The organism is Micromonospora ureilytica (genome assembly GCF_015751765.1).
In the GTDB taxonomy this organism is placed as follows: Bacteria; Actinomycetota; Actinomycetes; order Mycobacteriales; family Micromonosporaceae; genus Micromonospora; species Micromonospora ureilytica.
Map to the genome: position 1 here is coordinate 3,756,294 of NZ_JADOTX010000001.1, position 15,759 is coordinate 3,772,052.

The 15,759-nt window shown below is 70.2% G+C and carries 14 protein-coding genes; 5 read left to right on the top strand and 9 right to left on the bottom strand.

What is annotated here, in order from left to right; genetic code table 11:
• Nucleotides 1–94: 94 nt before the first annotated feature.
• Genes bioB through IW248_RS16880 form a run of 3 tightly spaced genes read left to right on the top strand, consistent with a single transcriptional unit; the run spans nucleotide 95 to nucleotide 1,795 of the window.
• Complete coding sequence (bioB, locus tag IW248_RS16870; RefSeq protein ID WP_196927769.1) at nucleotides 95–1,090, top strand: biotin synthase BioB; 996 nt, start codon at nucleotides 95–97, stop codon at nucleotides 1,088–1,090.
• A 5-nt stretch (nucleotides 1,091–1,095) separates the two neighbouring features.
• A complete protein-coding gene (bsaP, locus tag IW248_RS16875) occupies nucleotides 1,096–1,287 on the top strand; it encodes a biotin synthase auxiliary protein BsaP (RefSeq protein WP_124819841.1) in 192 nt (63 codons plus the stop codon).
• 4 nt (nucleotides 1,288–1,291) lie between these two features.
• Nucleotides 1,292–1,795 (top strand): GNAT family N-acetyltransferase, encoded by a 504-nt coding sequence (locus IW248_RS16880; protein WP_196927770.1) that lies wholly within the window; start codon nucleotides 1,292–1,294, stop codon nucleotides 1,793–1,795.
• Nucleotides 1,796–1,807: 12 nt separating this feature from the next.
• Here IW248_RS16880 and IW248_RS16885 read toward each other — a convergent pair whose 3' ends face one another.
• The 4 genes from IW248_RS16885 to IW248_RS16900 form a co-directional block, all read right to left on the bottom strand.
• A complete protein-coding gene (locus IW248_RS16885; protein ID WP_196927771.1) occupies nucleotides 1,808–2,335 on the bottom strand; it encodes a DUF488 domain-containing protein in 528 nt (175 codons plus the stop codon).
• Between the two features lie 137 nt (nucleotides 2,336–2,472).
• Nucleotides 2,473–5,376, bottom strand: coding sequence for a glycoside hydrolase family 9 protein (locus tag IW248_RS16890; protein WP_231396336.1), 2,904 nt, complete (start codon nucleotides 5,374–5,376; stop codon nucleotides 2,473–2,475).
• 215 nt (nucleotides 5,377–5,591) lie between these two features.
• Nucleotides 5,592–6,668, bottom strand: coding sequence for a GNAT family N-acetyltransferase (locus IW248_RS16895; protein WP_196927772.1), 1,077 nt, complete (start codon nucleotides 6,666–6,668; stop codon nucleotides 5,592–5,594).
• 89 nt (nucleotides 6,669–6,757) lie between these two features.
• Nucleotides 6,758–7,459, bottom strand: a complete 702-nt coding sequence (locus IW248_RS16900) for an ACT domain-containing protein (protein ID WP_124819844.1) — start codon at nucleotides 7,457–7,459, stop codon at nucleotides 6,758–6,760.
• 150 nt (nucleotides 7,460–7,609) lie between these two features.
• On the opposite strand from IW248_RS16900, the gene IW248_RS16905 reads away from it, so the two are divergent.
• Together IW248_RS16905 and IW248_RS16910 are read left to right on the top strand one after the other, a co-directional pair.
• A complete protein-coding gene (locus IW248_RS16905) occupies nucleotides 7,610–8,695 on the top strand; it encodes a phosphotransferase family protein (RefSeq protein WP_196927773.1) in 1,086 nt (361 codons plus the stop codon).
• Entirely contained in the window at nucleotides 8,695–9,906 is a 1,212-nt protein-coding gene (locus tag IW248_RS16910; RefSeq protein WP_196927774.1) for an acyl-CoA dehydrogenase family protein, read from the top strand. Before IW248_RS16905 ends, IW248_RS16910 begins: the two co-directional genes overlap by 1 nt.
• A 14-nt stretch (nucleotides 9,907–9,920) precedes the next feature.
• On the opposite strand, the gene IW248_RS16915 is transcribed toward IW248_RS16910, so the two are convergent.
• The 5 genes from IW248_RS16915 to IW248_RS16935 all read right to left on the bottom strand — a co-directional run bounded on the left by IW248_RS16915 (nucleotide 9,921) and on the right by IW248_RS16935 (nucleotide 15,688).
• On the bottom strand, nucleotides 9,921–10,967 hold the full coding sequence (locus IW248_RS16915) for a LacI family DNA-binding transcriptional regulator (RefSeq protein WP_124819847.1): 1,047 nt from the start codon (nucleotides 10,965–10,967) through the stop codon (nucleotides 9,921–9,923).
• Nucleotides 10,968–11,049: 82 nt separating this feature from the next.
• Nucleotides 11,050–12,471: a GH1 family beta-glucosidase gene (locus tag IW248_RS16920; protein WP_196927775.1), complete on the bottom strand. Its 1,422-nt coding sequence runs from the start codon at nucleotides 12,469–12,471 to the stop codon at nucleotides 11,050–11,052.
• Nucleotides 12,468–13,310, bottom strand: coding sequence for a carbohydrate ABC transporter permease (locus tag IW248_RS16925; protein WP_124819849.1), 843 nt, complete (start codon nucleotides 13,308–13,310; stop codon nucleotides 12,468–12,470). Before IW248_RS16925 ends, IW248_RS16920 begins: the two co-directional genes overlap by 4 nt.
• Before the next feature lie 10 nt (nucleotides 13,311–13,320).
• Complete coding sequence (locus IW248_RS16930) at nucleotides 13,321–14,292, bottom strand: carbohydrate ABC transporter permease (protein ID WP_196927776.1); 972 nt, start codon at nucleotides 14,290–14,292, stop codon at nucleotides 13,321–13,323.
• A 109-nt stretch (nucleotides 14,293–14,401) separates the two neighbouring features.
• Nucleotides 14,402–15,688: an ABC transporter substrate-binding protein gene (locus IW248_RS16935; RefSeq protein ID WP_196927777.1), complete on the bottom strand. Its 1,287-nt coding sequence runs from the start codon at nucleotides 15,686–15,688 to the stop codon at nucleotides 14,402–14,404.
• Between the last annotated feature and the right edge of the window lie 71 nt (nucleotides 15,689–15,759).

Sequence of the window (15,759 nt, forward strand, 5' to 3'; positions counted from 1 at the left end):
GCCACCATCGGTCCGACGAATCCACTCGGTGCGGGGCGCCGACCGGGCCGCCAGGTCATTCCAGCTGATCGGACGGCCTTGTAGGGTACGAGCCATGCCAGAGATCCTCGACCAGGCCCGGACCCAGGTCCTGGGTGACGGTGTCGGCCTCGATCAGGCCGGCGTCCTCGCCGTGTTGAACCTGCCCGACGAGCACCTACCCGCCGCCCTCCAGCTCGCTCACGACGTGCGGATGCGCTGGTGCGGCCCGGAGGTCGAGGTCGAGGGGATCGTCTCGCTCAAGACCGGCGGTTGTCCGGAAGACTGCCACTTCTGCTCGCAGTCGGGTCTCTTCACCTCGCCGGTGCGCTCGGTCTGGCTGGACATCCCGTCCCTGGTCGAGGCGGCGAAGCAGACCGCTGCGACCGGGGCGACCGAGTTCTGCATCGTCGCCGCGGTACGCGGCCCGGACGCCCGGCTGATGAAGCAGATGCGTGAGGGCGTCGCCGCCATCAAGGCGGCTGTCGATATCCAGGTCGCCGCGTCGCTGGGCATGCTCACCAAGGAGCAGGTCGACGACCTGGTCGACATGGGCGTGCACCGTTACAACCACAATCTGGAGACCTGCCGGTCGTACTTCCCCAACGTGGTCACCACGCACTCGTGGGAGGAGCGTTGGGAGACGCTGCGGATGGTTCGCGACTCCGGCATGGAGGTGTGCTGCGGCGGCATCCTCGGCCTCGGTGAGACCGTCGAGCAGCGGGCCGAGTTCGCCGCGCAGCTCGCCGAGTTGAACCCGCACGAGGTCCCGCTCAACTTCCTCAACCCGCGCCCCGGCACGCCGCTCGGTGACCGCCCGGTGGTGGAGGGCAAGGACGCGTTGCGGGCCATCGCCGCGTTCCGGCTGGCCATGCCGCGCACCATCCTGCGGTACGCCGGTGGTCGCGAGATCACCCTCGGTGACCTTGGCACCCGCGATGGTCTGCTCGGCGGCATCAACGCGGTGATCGTCGGCAACTACCTGACCACGTTGGGTCGACCGGCGACGGCCGACCTGGAGCTGCTGGACGAGCTGAAGATGCCGGTCAAGGCTCTCTCTGCCACGCTGTGACGACCATGACGACGACCCGGGTGTGGTGCGACAGGTGCGGTGAGCCGGAGACCGACGGCGCCCATCCGGGCTGCGCGTCGGCCCGCCGGTTGGAGCCGCCCCGGTTCTGCCATTCCTGCCGCCGTCGGATGAAGGTGCAGGTGCTGCCGGTGGGCTGGTCGGCGATCTGCGTCGAGCACGGCGAGATCCGGGGCTGAGCCGATGCTGCGTGGGCGGGCGGTGACCCTGCGACCGGCGACGGTCGCGGACGTGGCGGCCCTCGCGGCGATCCGGGCCGACCCGGAGGTACGCCGGTGGTGGCGGGGTGGCGACGACCTGGCCGATTCCGTGCGCGCCGACCTCGCCGACGACGACCTGCACGTCTACGCCATCGAGCACGACGGCCGGGTGATCGGCGCGATCCAGTGGTACGCCGAGTCGGACCCGGACTACCGGCACGCCAGCCTGGACGTTTTCCTCGACCCGGCGGAGCGTGGCGCGGGCCTCGGCGGTGACGCCATCCGCACCCTGGCCCGACACCTGATCGACGAGTACGGCCACCACCGCTTCACCATCGACCCGGCCGCGGCCAACAGCGCCGCCATCCGGGCGTACGCGAAGGTTGGTTTTCGCCCGGTGGGGGTGCTGCGCCGTTACGAGCGGGGCGCGGACGGGCGCTGGCACGACGGCCTGTTGATGGACCTGCTCGCCGACGACCTGGTGTAGAGAGCGGGCGGCTCAGCCGTCCCAGCAGAGGTGCCCGTCGGGGAGCTGGCGGGCACCCTCGGCGGGCTGGTGCGAGCTGAGCCGACCGTCCGGCAGGAGGTGCGCCACCGGCGTCCCGCGACCGAGGGCCGTGACGTCCGCGATCAGCCGGCGGTGACAACGCCACCAGAGACTCTCGCTGCACATCACCGCGGTGGTCCGTCCGGCCGCGTCGGCCAGCACCCCGGTCAGCGCCACGTCAAACTCAGGTGTGCGGGTGTACGCGGCGTACGCCCGGAACGCGGCGACTCTCCACCAGGTGTCCGGCTCGGGCTCGCCTGCGGGGATGTGCCGACGTCCACCCAGGTTGGGCTCCCAGCGGTAGTCGATCCCGTACTCGGGGAGCCACCGCTCAAGTTCCTCCCGGTGGACATCGGGGTTGGCTCGGCTGGCCGGGTACCGCCGCACGTCCACCAGCAGGTCCACCCCGGCTCTGGTCAGCAGTTCCCCCAGCCGCACCCGGTCGGCCGCGCCATGCCCGACGGTCAGCAACTCCGCCACGAGGTCGGCTTGCCCCGAATCGCGACAGGTTATCCCCGGTCCGTGCCACCAGATCCCGCGTATCCGCTTACAGATCTTGGACAGTTACCGTCCGCGGCGCGGAACGGCAACTGTCCAAGATCTCGTCGTGGTGCGGGTCAGGCGATGGCGCAGGTGGTGTTGTTGACGGTGAAGGCTGTCGGTTTCGGGTTGGAACCGGTGTGGGTGCCGTTGAAGCCGAAGCTCACCGAGGCGCCCGGCGCGATGGTCCCGTTGTAGGACAGGTTCGTGGCGGTGACCGCCGCACCGGTCTGGCTGACCGCTGCCGACCAGCCCTGGCTGACGCTCTGCCCGGCGGCGAAGGAGAACCGCAGCGACCAGCCGTTGATCGCGGTGGTGCCGGTGTTGGTGATCGACACGTTGGCGGTGAAGCCGGAGCCCCAGTCGGTGGTGGCGTACCCCACCGAGCAGGTGCCGCCGACCGGCGGGGCCGCGGTGGTCACCGCGACCGGCGCGGACGCCGCGGAGGTGTTGCCCGCCGCGTCCACGGCCACCACGTAGAACTGGTACGCCGTTGAGGCGGTCAACCCGGACACCGCCTGGGTGGTGCCGGTCGGGGAGCCGACCAGCGCGTCGGTGGCGCCGGCCTCACGGTAGACCCGGTAACCGGTGACGCCCACGTTGTCGGTCGACGGGGTCCAGGCCAGGGTGAGCCCGGTGGCGGTGACGGCCGAGGCGACAGGTGTGCCGGGTGTGCTCGGCGCTGTGGTGTCGGCGGTGCCGGCCGGTGGCGTGGTCACGCTGAGCACCGGTGAGGTGGCCGAGGTGTTGCCGGCACCGTCGCGGGCCACGACGCTGAACTGGTACGTCTGCGCGGGCAGCAGCGTCGAGATGGTGAGCGTGGTGCCGGTGACGGGCCGGTTCACCACCGTGTCGCCGCCGACCAGGATTTCGCGGACGTCGTACCCGGCGAGGCCGCTGCCGCCGCTGTCCGTGGACGGCGCCCAGGTCAGAGTGACTGACCGTGGTGTCAACTGCGACGCCACCGGGGTACCGGGGACGGTCGGCGGGGTGGTGTCCGGCACGACCGGGCCCGGCTCCTCGCCCCAGACCCGGGTGGCGCCGGAGTAGAGCGGCACCCTCCGGTTGGGACCGGCGGTGGCCTGGTACGACGGGTCGTTGGTCGGGTCCCAGGTGCCGCCCTCCGGCACACCGATCTTGAACTGGACCTCCATCCGGTGCTGCGACTGGCCCGCCGGGGCGATGGTGTGCCCGGCGCAGTCCACCTCGACGTACCAGATGTCGCCGCTGAACTGCTTGGCCGTGGTCGGGGACGGGCAGCCCTGGGTGTAGCCGGCGGTGACCTGCACCGGGCCGGTGCCGTCGGGCCGGAAGTAGTACCGGAACCGGCCGTCGGTCAGCGCGCGGGCCGGGAACGCGGACTTGTTGTAGACCATCACCTTGAGACCGGTGGCCCGAGGTTCGGCCTGCGTCACAGTGGTCTCCACTGTCAGCTCGTCGATGTCCGGCGTCTCGGCGACCGGGAAGTTCGCCAGCGGTGTGCCACCGTACTCGGAGGTCAGCCGGACCAGCGCGGACGTGAAGCCGGCGTTGTAGTCGGTGGCCACCTCGTTCATCACGTAGTCCGACCGGCTGTCGCTGTACGCGTCGTTGGCCGAGGACGGGCCGCCGACCAGCGCGCCGTAGAGGGTGTGCCGGGTCTCGACGGGCACGGTCTGGCTGTCCCACCAGGAGCCGTGTGCGGTGCGGTGGTGCGGGTTCTTCGGCGAGTTGGCGCCGAACCCGATGACGTAGCTGGAGTTGCGCGGGTTGTCACCGAGCGCGTAGTTGATCTGCCGGACGGCGAAGTCGTGGTAGCGCGCCTTGCGGGTGGTGTCGGTGGTCTTGTCGCTGTAGACGAGCGCGGCGAAGGAGGTGTTCGCGGCGTAACGCAGCGCGCCCCAGGAGTCGAGCACCGCCATCCCGCCGGGCGAGTACGGAACCCGCTGCCCGTTCACCCCGACCGTCCAGTAGTCCAGCCACCGGTTGGCGTCGTCGACGTACTTCTGCTTGCCGGTCAGGTTGGCCAGCAGCACGTACGCGCCGAACTGCTTGTTGTCCCAGGCGATTGTCCACTTGTAGGAGCGGGTGGTGGACTGGTTCTCGGTGCCGAGCTTGTCGTACTCACTCTCGGCCTTGGTCAGGTAGCTGGCCTCGCCGGTGGCCCGGTGCAGCCAGATCGCGGCCCACACCAGCTCGTCCTGCCAGCCGCTCCAGGAGCGGTAGAAGCTCGTGGCGTCGGTGATGCACTCGTGGTAGGACTTCCGCACGGTGTCGGCGAAGGTGTAGAGCTGACGGGCGTGCCCGAGCAGCTTGTCGGCGTAGGTCGCGTCGGTGGGCCGGAACACCATCGAGGAGGCGGCCATCGCCGCCGCCGTCTCCCCGGCCAGGTCCGCGCCGCCACAGCTCGCATCGATCTTGTACGCGGGACGCGCCATCTGCATCACCTCGGCCGGACCCCACCACTTGTGGTCGTCGTCGCCCTTGCCGACCTGTCCGTAGAGGACGTTTGCCGACGGGTGCGCCTTGATGAAGTAGTCGTTGACGAAGCGCAGGTTGTTGAGCAGGTGCGGCAGTTGCCCGGACGCGGTGTAGCCGCTGCGGTACTCGACAGCTCCCCAGGCGAGCATTGTGGCGCTGAACGCCATCGGGAAGCCGAACTTGACATGGTCCCCGGCGTCGTACCAACCGCCGGTGAGGTCCACACCCGCGCTGGCGCCGTCGGTGAGCGCGCTGTCTCCGCGCCAGGAGACCCGGTTCCAGTCGGGCAGTCGACCGGACTGCTGCGCCTCGTAGAAGAGCAGCGACTTCTGCAACGCCTCGGCGTAGTTGTAGGTCGCCGCCGGCGCGGCGGAGGCGGGCCCGGACGGTGGCGCGGTCACCGCGAGGGACGCGCCGGTGAGCAGCGCGACGCCGATGGTCAGCAGCCGCCGCGGCCAGGGCTGGTCGGCGGCCGGTGACCGGCCAGGCTGGCCGCTGAACGGCCGGGTCAGGTGGCGCATGGCGGGCTCCTGTCGGAGGCGCCGCCGGCGGTCGCACCGACGCGGGACGGCGTACGGGCGGCACGGCCACCGGCGACAGCGGGGGTGGCGGTGTGACCCACGGGCCGTGGAAGCGCTCCCATGGATAACCGACAATGTAATGGGCCGGCCGGCGATTGGGAAGCGCCTTCGAACCGTTCGGTGGTCGGGGTGTCTCCTGGAGGGCGGGACCCTCGCTACGCCCGGGGCGTCAGCACAGTGCCCGTTCTTTCCGCCGCAGCGGGGACGGCGAGTGGCACGGCGACGGTGAGCAGGGCACCGTCGCGCTCGACAACGCTCGGCCGGTCCAGTCGGCGCAGTGTGCGCAGCATCGGGTCGTTGCTGGCCTGGACGTGCAGCACCAGCGCCGCGTACCCGGACCGGTCGGCATGCCGAACCAGCCGGCGCAGCAACGCCGAGCCGAGCCCGCGCCGCTGCCAGTCGTCACGCACCAGCAGCGCCACCTCGGCCTCGTCGCCCTCGCCGAGCAGGTTCGCCATGGCGACCACCGACTCGGCAGTGCCGTCGGAGCCGGTGCTGGTGGCGATCAGCGTCAACCCTCGGCTCGGCTCCAGCAGCCGACGCAGTCGGGCCGGCTGCGGCAACGCCGCCCCGCCCAGATAACGCCGCTGCCGGCTGCGCGGCGCGCACGCCTCGTGCAGCTCCACGACGCCGGACAGGTCGTGGGCGTTGGCCGGCCGGACGGCCACCTCCGCGCCGTCGGGCAGCACCACTGTGACCTGTTCGGCGGCCCGGCGCGCCACGGTGGCGGCCAGTTCCACCAGGGCCTGCGCCCGCGCGTACTCCGCCGGGGTGAAGTCGGGCGCGGCCCGGCGCAGCGCGAACGAACCGCCCGCCGGATCGGCCAGCAACATGCTGGCCCCGGTGATCCCGCGTTCGACGCCGACCTGCGCTGGTCGCCAGCTGACGACGTCGGCAGCGAGCAGGGTCCGCAACGCCTCGCCCGTCCCGTCCGGGTCACGGACCAGCCGGTTGGCCAGCCCGAGCACCCGGGTGGGCTGGTCGGCCAGGCCACGCGCCTCGCTGCGCGTCACCCAGCAGTCCCGGCCCCGACCCCGCTCGACGGCGGCGATCAGCTCGGCCTCGTCGAGCGCGTCCGGCGCGTCGACCAGGAAGTCGTCCACAGCGCCCCGCTCGGTGGGCTGCACCTGCACGGTGAGGATGTTGACCCCGCGCAGCGCGAGGCTCGCCGTGAGCACCGACAGGTAACCCGGCCGGTCGTCCACCGTCGCTCGGATCCGCCACAACGTCATGGTTGGCTCCCTTCCCCGGTAAGAGCCTCACCCCGGCCTGTTGCCGCCCGGTTGCCCGGTGGTGTCGACCAGGGAACTCCTCGGGCCGCTCAGGGGCCGGCGACCACCGGCGGCGCGCCGACGAGATCGAGTCGGTCACCGAGGATCACCGCGCAGGCTCGGACGAGCTGGGTGAGCCGGTCGACCTCGGTGCTGTGGAAGTTGGCGGCGCAGAGGGTGTCGCTGTATTCCCGGGCCACCACCAGCACCAGGCCCGCCCGGCCGAACGGGGCGATCGCATGGTGGGTGCCGTCGGGCGTGGTCGTCGACCGACCGCGCAGCGGGGTCACCTCCGGCAACCGCGGGGGTACGGGGGCACGCCAGCTCGCGTGCCCCACTGTCGCCCCGCCACCCCCGGTCCGCGAGGCCCAGTCGACCGGCACCACTGCCGCGACGGCCCAGTCGGCGGCCAACAACCCGGGCACCGCGTCGACCAGGGTGGCCAACCCGTCGGCCGGGTTGGCCGCGACCTGGGCCAGCAGCTCCGCGTCCTGGCCGGTGGTGGTGGGCGCGCCGATCGCCCGCCACACACCGTCCACCCGCACCCCGGGTATCGCCGCGAGGCCGGCCAGCAGCCGCTCCACCCGCGCCGCGCCCGGCCAGACGACAGTGAAGTCGTCCACCGCGCGCCCGCCGAGCCGTTCGAGGACCACCACCTGGACGATGTCCGCCCCGGAGACGCCCAACGTGCGGGCGACCTGGCCGAGGGTGCCCGGACGGTCCGGCAGGGTGACCCGAACTCGCAGCAACATGTCTGTCCCTCCGCTCGGCGGGCCGGCAAAAGAGCGGCCGGCAGGCTGCTCACAGCCTGGTAGTTGACCATTTCGTCCCTGTTGCAGTGGCATGTCCCGAGGGGAAATTCTGACCTTGACAACGTGAGCGGGCTGCCATCAACTAGTCGGATGAGCGATCCGGCCGTTGATGCGCCACGGCCGGAGGCCGTCTCCGCCTCCGTCTCCCCGGCCGGGCTGGCCCTGGACCGTCTCGCCGACTATCTGGCGGAGCACCGACCCGAGCTGGCCGTCGGGCCGCTGCGGGCCCAGCTGATCGCGGGCGGCAAGTCCAACCTCACCTACCTGTTGCGCCTCGGTGACCGCGAGGTCGTGCTGCGCCGTCCCCCGCTGGGGCACGTGCTGGCGACCGCGCACGACATGGCACGCGAGTTCCGGGTCATCTCCGCGCTGGCACCGACCGAGGTGCCGGTCCCGGGGGCGCTGCTGCTCTGCGCCGATCCCGAGGTGATCGGCGCGCCGTTCTACCTGATGGAGCGGATGCCCGGCGAGGTGTTCCGCACCCGCGCGCAGACCGACCCGTTGGGCGACGAGCGCCGTCGGGCCCTCGCCATGGCGATGATGGACACACTCGCCGCGCTGCACAGCGTCGAGCCGACCACTGTCGGGCTCGGTGACTTCGGCCGCCCCGAGGGCTACCTCGCCCGGCAGGTGCGCCGCTGGGCCGGGCAGCTCGACCGCTCCCGCAGCCGCCCACTGCCCGGCATCGACGAGCTGCGCGACCTGCTCGCGGCCACCGCCCCGGAGGGCGCGAACGCCGGCCGGATCGTGCACGGCGACTACCGACTGGACAACCTCCTCGCCTCGGCCGACCCGGTCGTCGTGCACGCGGTGCTCGACTGGGAGATGGCCACCCTCGGCGACCCTCTCGCCGACCTGGGGCTGCTACTGACCTACTGGGACGTGCTGGGCGACAGCGACACCGCCGCAGGCAACCCCGTCGCCGACGGGCTCGGCCCGCGCGCCGGCTTCCCCACCGGCGGCGAGCTGATCGACAGGTACGCCGGGCGTGCCGACGTGGACGTCGGGCCGCTGCACTGGCACGTCGCGCTGGGCTGTTTCAAGCTCGCGGTCATCTGCGAGGGCATTCACTACCGTCACACGCTCGGGCAGACGCTCGGCGAGGGCTTCGACCGGATCGGCGAGATGGTGGCACCGCTGGTCGCGCACGGGCTGACCGCCGCCAGGGAGCGGTGATGGACTTCTCATTCGACAGCCGGACCGAGGAGCTGCGCGACGAGCTGACCCGGTTCCTGACCGAGCACGTCTACCCGGCCGAGGCCGTGCACGCCGAGCAGGTGGCCACCGGGGACCCGTGGTCGCGTACCCCGGTGTTGGCCGAACTGAAGGCGGAGGCCCGCAAGCGTGGCCTGTGGAACCTCTTCCTGCCCGACCCGCGCTACGGCGCCGGCCTGACCAACCTCCAGTACGCTCCCCTGGCCGAGCTGACCGGGCGCAGCCCGCATCTCGCACCGGAGGCGGTCAACTGCGCGGCACCGGACACCGGCAACATGGAGTTGCTGGCCGAGTTCGGCTCGGAGGCGCAGCGGCAGCGCTGGCTGATGCCGCTGCTGGAGGGTGAGATCCGTTCGGCGTTCTGCATGACCGAGCCGGACGTCGCGTCCTCCGACGCCACGAACATCGCCACCCGGATCACCCGCGACGGCGACGAGTACGTGATCAACGGACGGAAGTGGTGGTCGTCCGGGGCCATGGACCCGCGCTGCGAGATCTTCATCGTGATGGGCAAGACCGACCCCACCGCCGACCGGCACCGCCAGCAGAGCATGGTGCTGGTCCCCCGGGACACCCCCGGGGTGACAGTGCGCCGGGGGATGACCGTCTTCGGCTACACCGACGGTTCGCACGGCGGGCACGCCGAGATCGACTTCACCGACGTCCGGGTGCCCGCGGAGAACCTGATCGGCGCCGAGGGCACCGGCTTCGCCATCGCCCAGGCCCGGCTGGGTCCGGGCCGGATCCACCACTGCATGCGATTAGTCGGAATGGCTGAGCGGGCATTGGAGCTGCTCTGCAAGCGGGCGCTGGGGCGGATCGCCTTCGGCCGACCGTTGGCCGAGCAGGGCGTGGTCCGGGAGTGGATCGCCGAGTCCCGGGTCCGCATCGAGCAGGCCCGGCTGCTGGTGCTCAAGACGGCCTGGCTGATGGACACCGTCGGCAACAAGGGCGCGCACACCGAGATCCAAGCCATCAAGATCGGCACGCCGGCGATGGCGGAGTGGGTGATCGACAAGGCCATCCAGGGGTACGGCGGCGCCGGCGTCAGCCAGGACACCCCACTGGCCGCCCTCTGGGCGCAGACCCGCACCCTGCGCCTCGCCGACGGCCCCGACGAGGTCCACCGCAACTCCCTGGCCAAGCGCGAACTCCGCCGCTGGACCCCCTGACCACGGGGGGTGGATTAGGCGGAGGCTCGGTGGACCAGTTGGGTGTCCAGGAGGATGTGGGAGGCGGGTAGCTCCTCGCCACGGATCCGGGCCACCAGCAGGCGGGCCATCTGCCGGCCCATCTCCTCCACCGGCTGGAAGACAGTGGTCAGCGGCGGCTCCGCCCGCAGGGCGATCGTGGCGTCGTCGAAGCCGATCACCGCGACGTCCTGCGGCACGCGCCGGCCGGCCTCGCGCAGGGTACGCAGCGCACCGAACGCCATGAGGTCGGAGGCGACGAAGACCGCGTCCAGGTCCGGGCAGGCGTCCAGCAGCCGACCCATGGCGGCCGCACCGCTGCCCTCGCTGAAGTCGCCGTACGCGATCAGGTCGGGGTTGACGCCGGCCCCGGTGGCCTTGACCGCCTCGGTGTAGCCGGTCAACCGGGCCAGGCCCACGCCCATGTCCTGCGTACCGGCGATGGTGGCGATCCGTCGCCGCCCCTGCCTCGCCAGGTACTCCACCGCCTGCCGAGCCCCGCCAACGTTGTCCACGTCGACAAACCAGGCCGGTTGGGCGCCCGGTTGCAGCATTCGGGCGGGCCGACCGCCGAGCACGGCGGGCAGGCCGCGCTCCTCCAGCAGCGTCGGCAGCGGGTCGGAGTCGTGCAACGACAGCAGGAGTACGCCGTCGACGTGCTGGTTGGTGAGGTGGTGCTCGACCCGCTCCCGTTCCACGGGCGACTGTGCCATGGCCAGCCAGAGCTGCATCGGCGTCTCCAGCAGCCCCGAGCTGATCCCCCGTACGATCGCGGCGAAGAACGGCTCGGTGAAGACCCGCTCGCCGGATTCGGACACCACGAGCGCGACGGAGTCGGTGCGCTGGGTGACGAGCGCACGGGCGGCCCGGTTCGGCACGTACCCCAGCTCCGCGATGGCCTGTTGGACCGCGGCCCGGGCCTCCGGGCTGACCTGGGGCGAGCCGTTGACCACGCGGGAGACCGTGCCCCGACCGACGCCGGCACGCGCCGCGACCGCGTCGAGGGTCGGGCGCCCGAGCGACCGGGTGCGCTGCGTTGTCATCGTCTGCTCCTCCGACGGCGGGCGGACCCGGCGCCACCTGCGGGAGGTGGACGCCGGGGCCGTCCTGATGGCTGGCCCGAGCCTATTGTGCGGCCAGACCGTTGCGCCGGATCACCGAGGCGTACCACTTGGCGCTGGACTTGGGGGTGCGGACCTGGCTGTCATAGTCGACGTGGATCATGCCGAACCGCTTGGTGTAGCCCCAGGCCCACTCGAAATTATCCATCAACGACCAGGCAAAGTATCCCCGCAGGGGCACTCCCGCGTCGATCGCCTCGTGGGCGGCTCGCAGGTGGGCGTCGAAGTAGGCCAGCCGGTCGACGTCGTCGACCTGCCCGTCGACCAGCGAGTCGACGAACGCGGAACCGTTTTCGGTGACGTACAGGGGCAGATCGGTGTACTCGTGCACCCGGCGCAGCGTCTCGGTCAGACCCGGGGCGTCGATCTCCCAGCCCATGTCGGTGACCGGGACGCCACGGGTGACGAACCGGACGTCCTCGCTGCCCGGCCAGCACGACGGGGCCGGGTCGGCCTCGACGCCCTCGACCGGTGCGGCGACCACGTGCCGGCTGTAGTAGTTGACCCCAACCAGGTCCAGCGGCGTGGAGATGATCGCCAGGTCGCCGTCCCGTACGTGGTCGAAGTCGGTCACCGTGCTGAGGTCGGCCACCAGGTCCTCCGGGTACGACCCGCGCAGCAGCGGGTCCAGGAAGAACCGGTTGGCCAACCCGTCGATCCGCCGGGCGGCGTCGGAGTCGGCGGGGGTGTCGCTGGCCGGGTCGACCGGGTAGAGGTTGACGGTCACGCCCACCTCGGCGGTCGGCCGGACGGCCCGCAGTGCCTGCACGGCCAGGCCGTGACCGAGCATCAGGTGGTGTCCGGCGCGCACCGAGTCCGCTCCGTTGGTGCGGCCGGGGGCGTGTACGCCGGAGCCGTAGCCGAGGAACGCGGAGCACCACGGCTCGTTCAGCGTGGTCCAGTAGCGCACCCGGTCACCGAGCGCGTCGGCCACCAGGGTCGTGTAGTCGGCGAAGCGGGCCGCGGTGTCCCGGGCCGGCCAGCCACCGGCGTCTTCCAACGGCTGCGGCAGATCCCAGTGGTAGAGGGTCAGCCACGGCTCGATGCCGTTGGCCAGCAACTCGTCGACAAGTCGCCGGTAGAAATCCAGACCCTGCGGGTTGGCCGCGCCCGTGCCGCCGGGCTGCACCCGGGACCAGGAGACCGAGAAACGGTACGACTTCAGGCCCAACTCGGCCATCAGCGCGACGTCGTCGCCGAGACGGTGGTAGTGGTCGCAGGCCACGTCCCCGGTGTGCCCGAGGAGGACTCGACCATCGGTGTGGCTGAAGGTGTCCCAGATCGACGGGGTACGGCCGTCCACGGCCGCCGCCCCCTCGATCTGGTACGCCGCCGTCGCGGCCCCCCAGAGGAATCCGGGTGGAAAGGTCAGCCCGGGGCGCTCGTCGAGGACGTCGACGGCGGGTGGGCTGGCGGGGTTGCTCACGACTTGACGGCACCTTCCATGATCCCGCCGATGATCTGGCGGCCGAACACGAGAAAGACGATTACCAGGGGGATGGTGCCGATCGCCGTGGCGGCGAACACCTGGGAGTAGTCGGTGTAGTAGGCGTACGAGAGGAAGGAGAGCGAGACCTGCAGGGTCGGGTTCTCCGGGGAGAGGATGGCGTACGGCCAGAGGAACGAGTTCCAGGTCTCCATGAAGGTCAGCAGACCGAGAACCCCGGCGGCGGGGCGCAGTGCGGGCAGCACGATGCTCCAGTAGATCCGGAACGTGCTCGCGCCGTCGACGCGGCCCGCCTCGATCAGCTCGTCGGAGATCGCCTGGCTGGCGTACTGCCGCATCATGAACACGCCGAAGGCGCTGACCAGGAACGGCACGGTGACCGCGTAGAGGGTGTCGTACCACCCCAGGTCCTGCATCATGCCCCAGAGCGGGATGAGGCCCATCTGGGTCGGGATCATCATGGTGACGATGATCGCCAACAGGAGGGCGTTGCTCCCCCGGAACTTCAGCTTGGCGAAGGCGAACCCGGCCAGCGAACCGGTGAGCACCACCGACAGGGTCACCACCGAGGAGACGATGATCGAGTTCATCATGCCTTTGAGGAAGTTGGCGGCGTCGTTGTCGAGCACCCGCCCGAAGTTGTCACCGAACGCTCCGCCGGGGGTCAGCGGCGGGGGCACGTCGTTGATGTTGTCCAGGCTGCGACTGGCGATCACCAACATGTAGTAGAACGGGTAGATCGACAGCAGCGCCGCCAGGACGAGCGCCAGGTAGGTCAACGGGCTGGTGCGCCACAGGCGCTGGGAAGCCGAGATCATCGATCTCTCCTCACTTTGCCGTGCGGCGGACGAGTAGGAAGTTGAACAGCGACACCACGACGATGATCATGAAGATCGCCCAGGCGACCGCGGCTCCATAGCCGGCGGTGTTCAGGTTCACGATGCCCATCTCGTACATGTACATGGCCAGCGTCTGGAACTCCCGCTGGTTGCCGCCGATGATGTTGCCGTTGCCGAAGAGCAGGGGCTCGGTGAAGAGCTGCATGCCACCGATCGTGGACAGGATGACCACGAAGATGAAGGTGGGCTTGAGCATGGGCAGGGTGATCTGCCAGAACTGTCGCCACGGGCCGGCGCCATCGATCTCTGCGGCCTCGTAGAGGTCCTTCGGGATCGCCTGCATGCCGGCGAGCAGGATCAGGGTGTTGTACCCGGTCCACCGCCAGTTGACCATGGTAGAGATGGCCGTCCAGGAACTCCACCGGTGCCCGTCCCAGTCGACCGGGTCGACACCGACGAAGCTGAGCAGCCAGTTGAAGAGGCCGAACTCCCGCTGGAACAGCATGCCGAAGACGATCGCGACCGCCGCCACCGAGACCACGTTCGGAACGAAGATGGCCATCCGGAAGAAGGTCTTGGCGCGCAGGAACGTCCGGTTGAGCAGGTTCGCCAGGAAGAGCGCCAGCAGCAGCTGCGGGATGGTCGACAGGGCGAACATGCCGAACGTGTTGACCAGCGCGTTCCAGAAGTACTCGTCGGAGAACAGCCGGGTGTAGTTGTCGAAGCCGATGAACGAGTGCTCGCCGATCATGTCCCAGTCGTGCAGCGACATCCAGGCGGTACGCAGCATCGGGTACAGCCCGAATACGCCGAAGATCAGGAAGAACGGGGCGATGTAGAGGTACGGCGAGTACTTGACATCGAGGCGGTTGAGTAACCTTCCCCGTCGACGTCGGCGAGAGACGTCGGGAGAAGGCGGTGCTGCTGGCGACGGCCGTGCCGTCGTGGCCGACAGGCTCATGCGAATTTCCTTTTCCGGCGAGGCCCGGGGGCCCTCGCGCAGGGCACTACGCGGAGGGGACCGACCGGTGGCGTCCGGGAAACCCCGAACGCCACCGGCAGAGGATCACTCAGAAGGCACCCTGAGTCTTTGCGTCCTTCGTGAACTGCTCCCAGGCCTTCGCCTTGTCGGCCTGCCCGTTCTCGAACGCCCGCAGGGCCGGCTCGAGCGCGTTCTCCTTGACCGCCTGGTGCTTCGGGCCCAGGTAGGTCGGCTGGATCTTGGCGACGCTCTCCCCGAAGATCTTGCCGGTCGGCGCGTTGCTGAAGTACTCGTTGGTGTAGCTGATGAACGCGTCGTTCTTCAGCGCCTCCAGGTTCGTGGGCAGCGGGCCCTTGAGCTTGAATGCCTCGACCTGGCTCTTCGCGTTGGTCAGGTACTCGGCGAGCTTCGCCGCCTCATTCGGGTACTTGCTCTGCGCCGGAACCGCGAGCCACGAGCCGCCCCAGTTACCGCCGCCGCCCGGCACTGACGCGACATCCCACTTGCCCTTGTTGGCCGGACCGGAGTTGTCCGACACGATGCCGAGCATCCAGGACGGGCAGAAGGTCGCCGCGAAGGTGCCCTGCTTGAAGCCACCCGACCACTCCGGCGACCAGGTGGACGCCTTGGCGGAGATGTCCGCCATCGAGGTGGCGGTGTCCCAGGCGTTCTTCACCGCGGGGCTGGTGTCCGCGATGATGTTGTCTTCCTTGTCGTAGAACAGGTCACCGCCACCCTGGAACATCACGCCGTTGGAGACGGCGGTGATCGAGTCGATGAACGCCTTGCCGCTGGCCTGCTTGTACTTCAGACCGGCGTCGTGGAAGCCCTTCCAGTCCGGCCAGAGCGCCGACACCTGGTCGCGCTCGGTGGGCAGGCCGGCCGCCTGGAACAGGTCCTTGCGGTAGCAGACGGCGAGGCTGCCGACGTCGGTCGGGAGGCCGATCAGCCGACCGTCCTGCGCCTTGCCCAGCTCCCACTTCCAGGGCAGGTACTCCTTGGAGTGGTCGGCGACCAGCGGGGTGAGGTCGGCCCAGTTGCGCGCGTTGGGCTTGAACTCGTTGAGGATGCCCTCTTCCAGGGCGGTGACGTCCGCCGCGCCCTTGCCGGTGGCCAGGTAACGGACCAGCTTCGGCCGGTACTCACCGAGCTGCGCGGTCTTGCGCAGCTCGACCTTGATGCCGGTGTCCTTCTCGTACTGCTTGACGAGCTCGTCGTAGCCCATCTCGCCGAAGGTGTCGACGACCAGCTTGGCTGGCTTCTCGCCGGCCGCCGGCTTGTCGTCGTCGTTGCCGCAGGCTGCGAGACCGCCGATAGCGGTGATCGCGGCCAGGGCAGCGGCCGCCAGGCGGGTACGCCGCGTGGTGACACTCATTCGCTGACCCCTCTTTCCGGTGGTGAGGCTGGATGTGTGTGGTGGGGGGGTGCTCATCGCGCCAGGCCGGG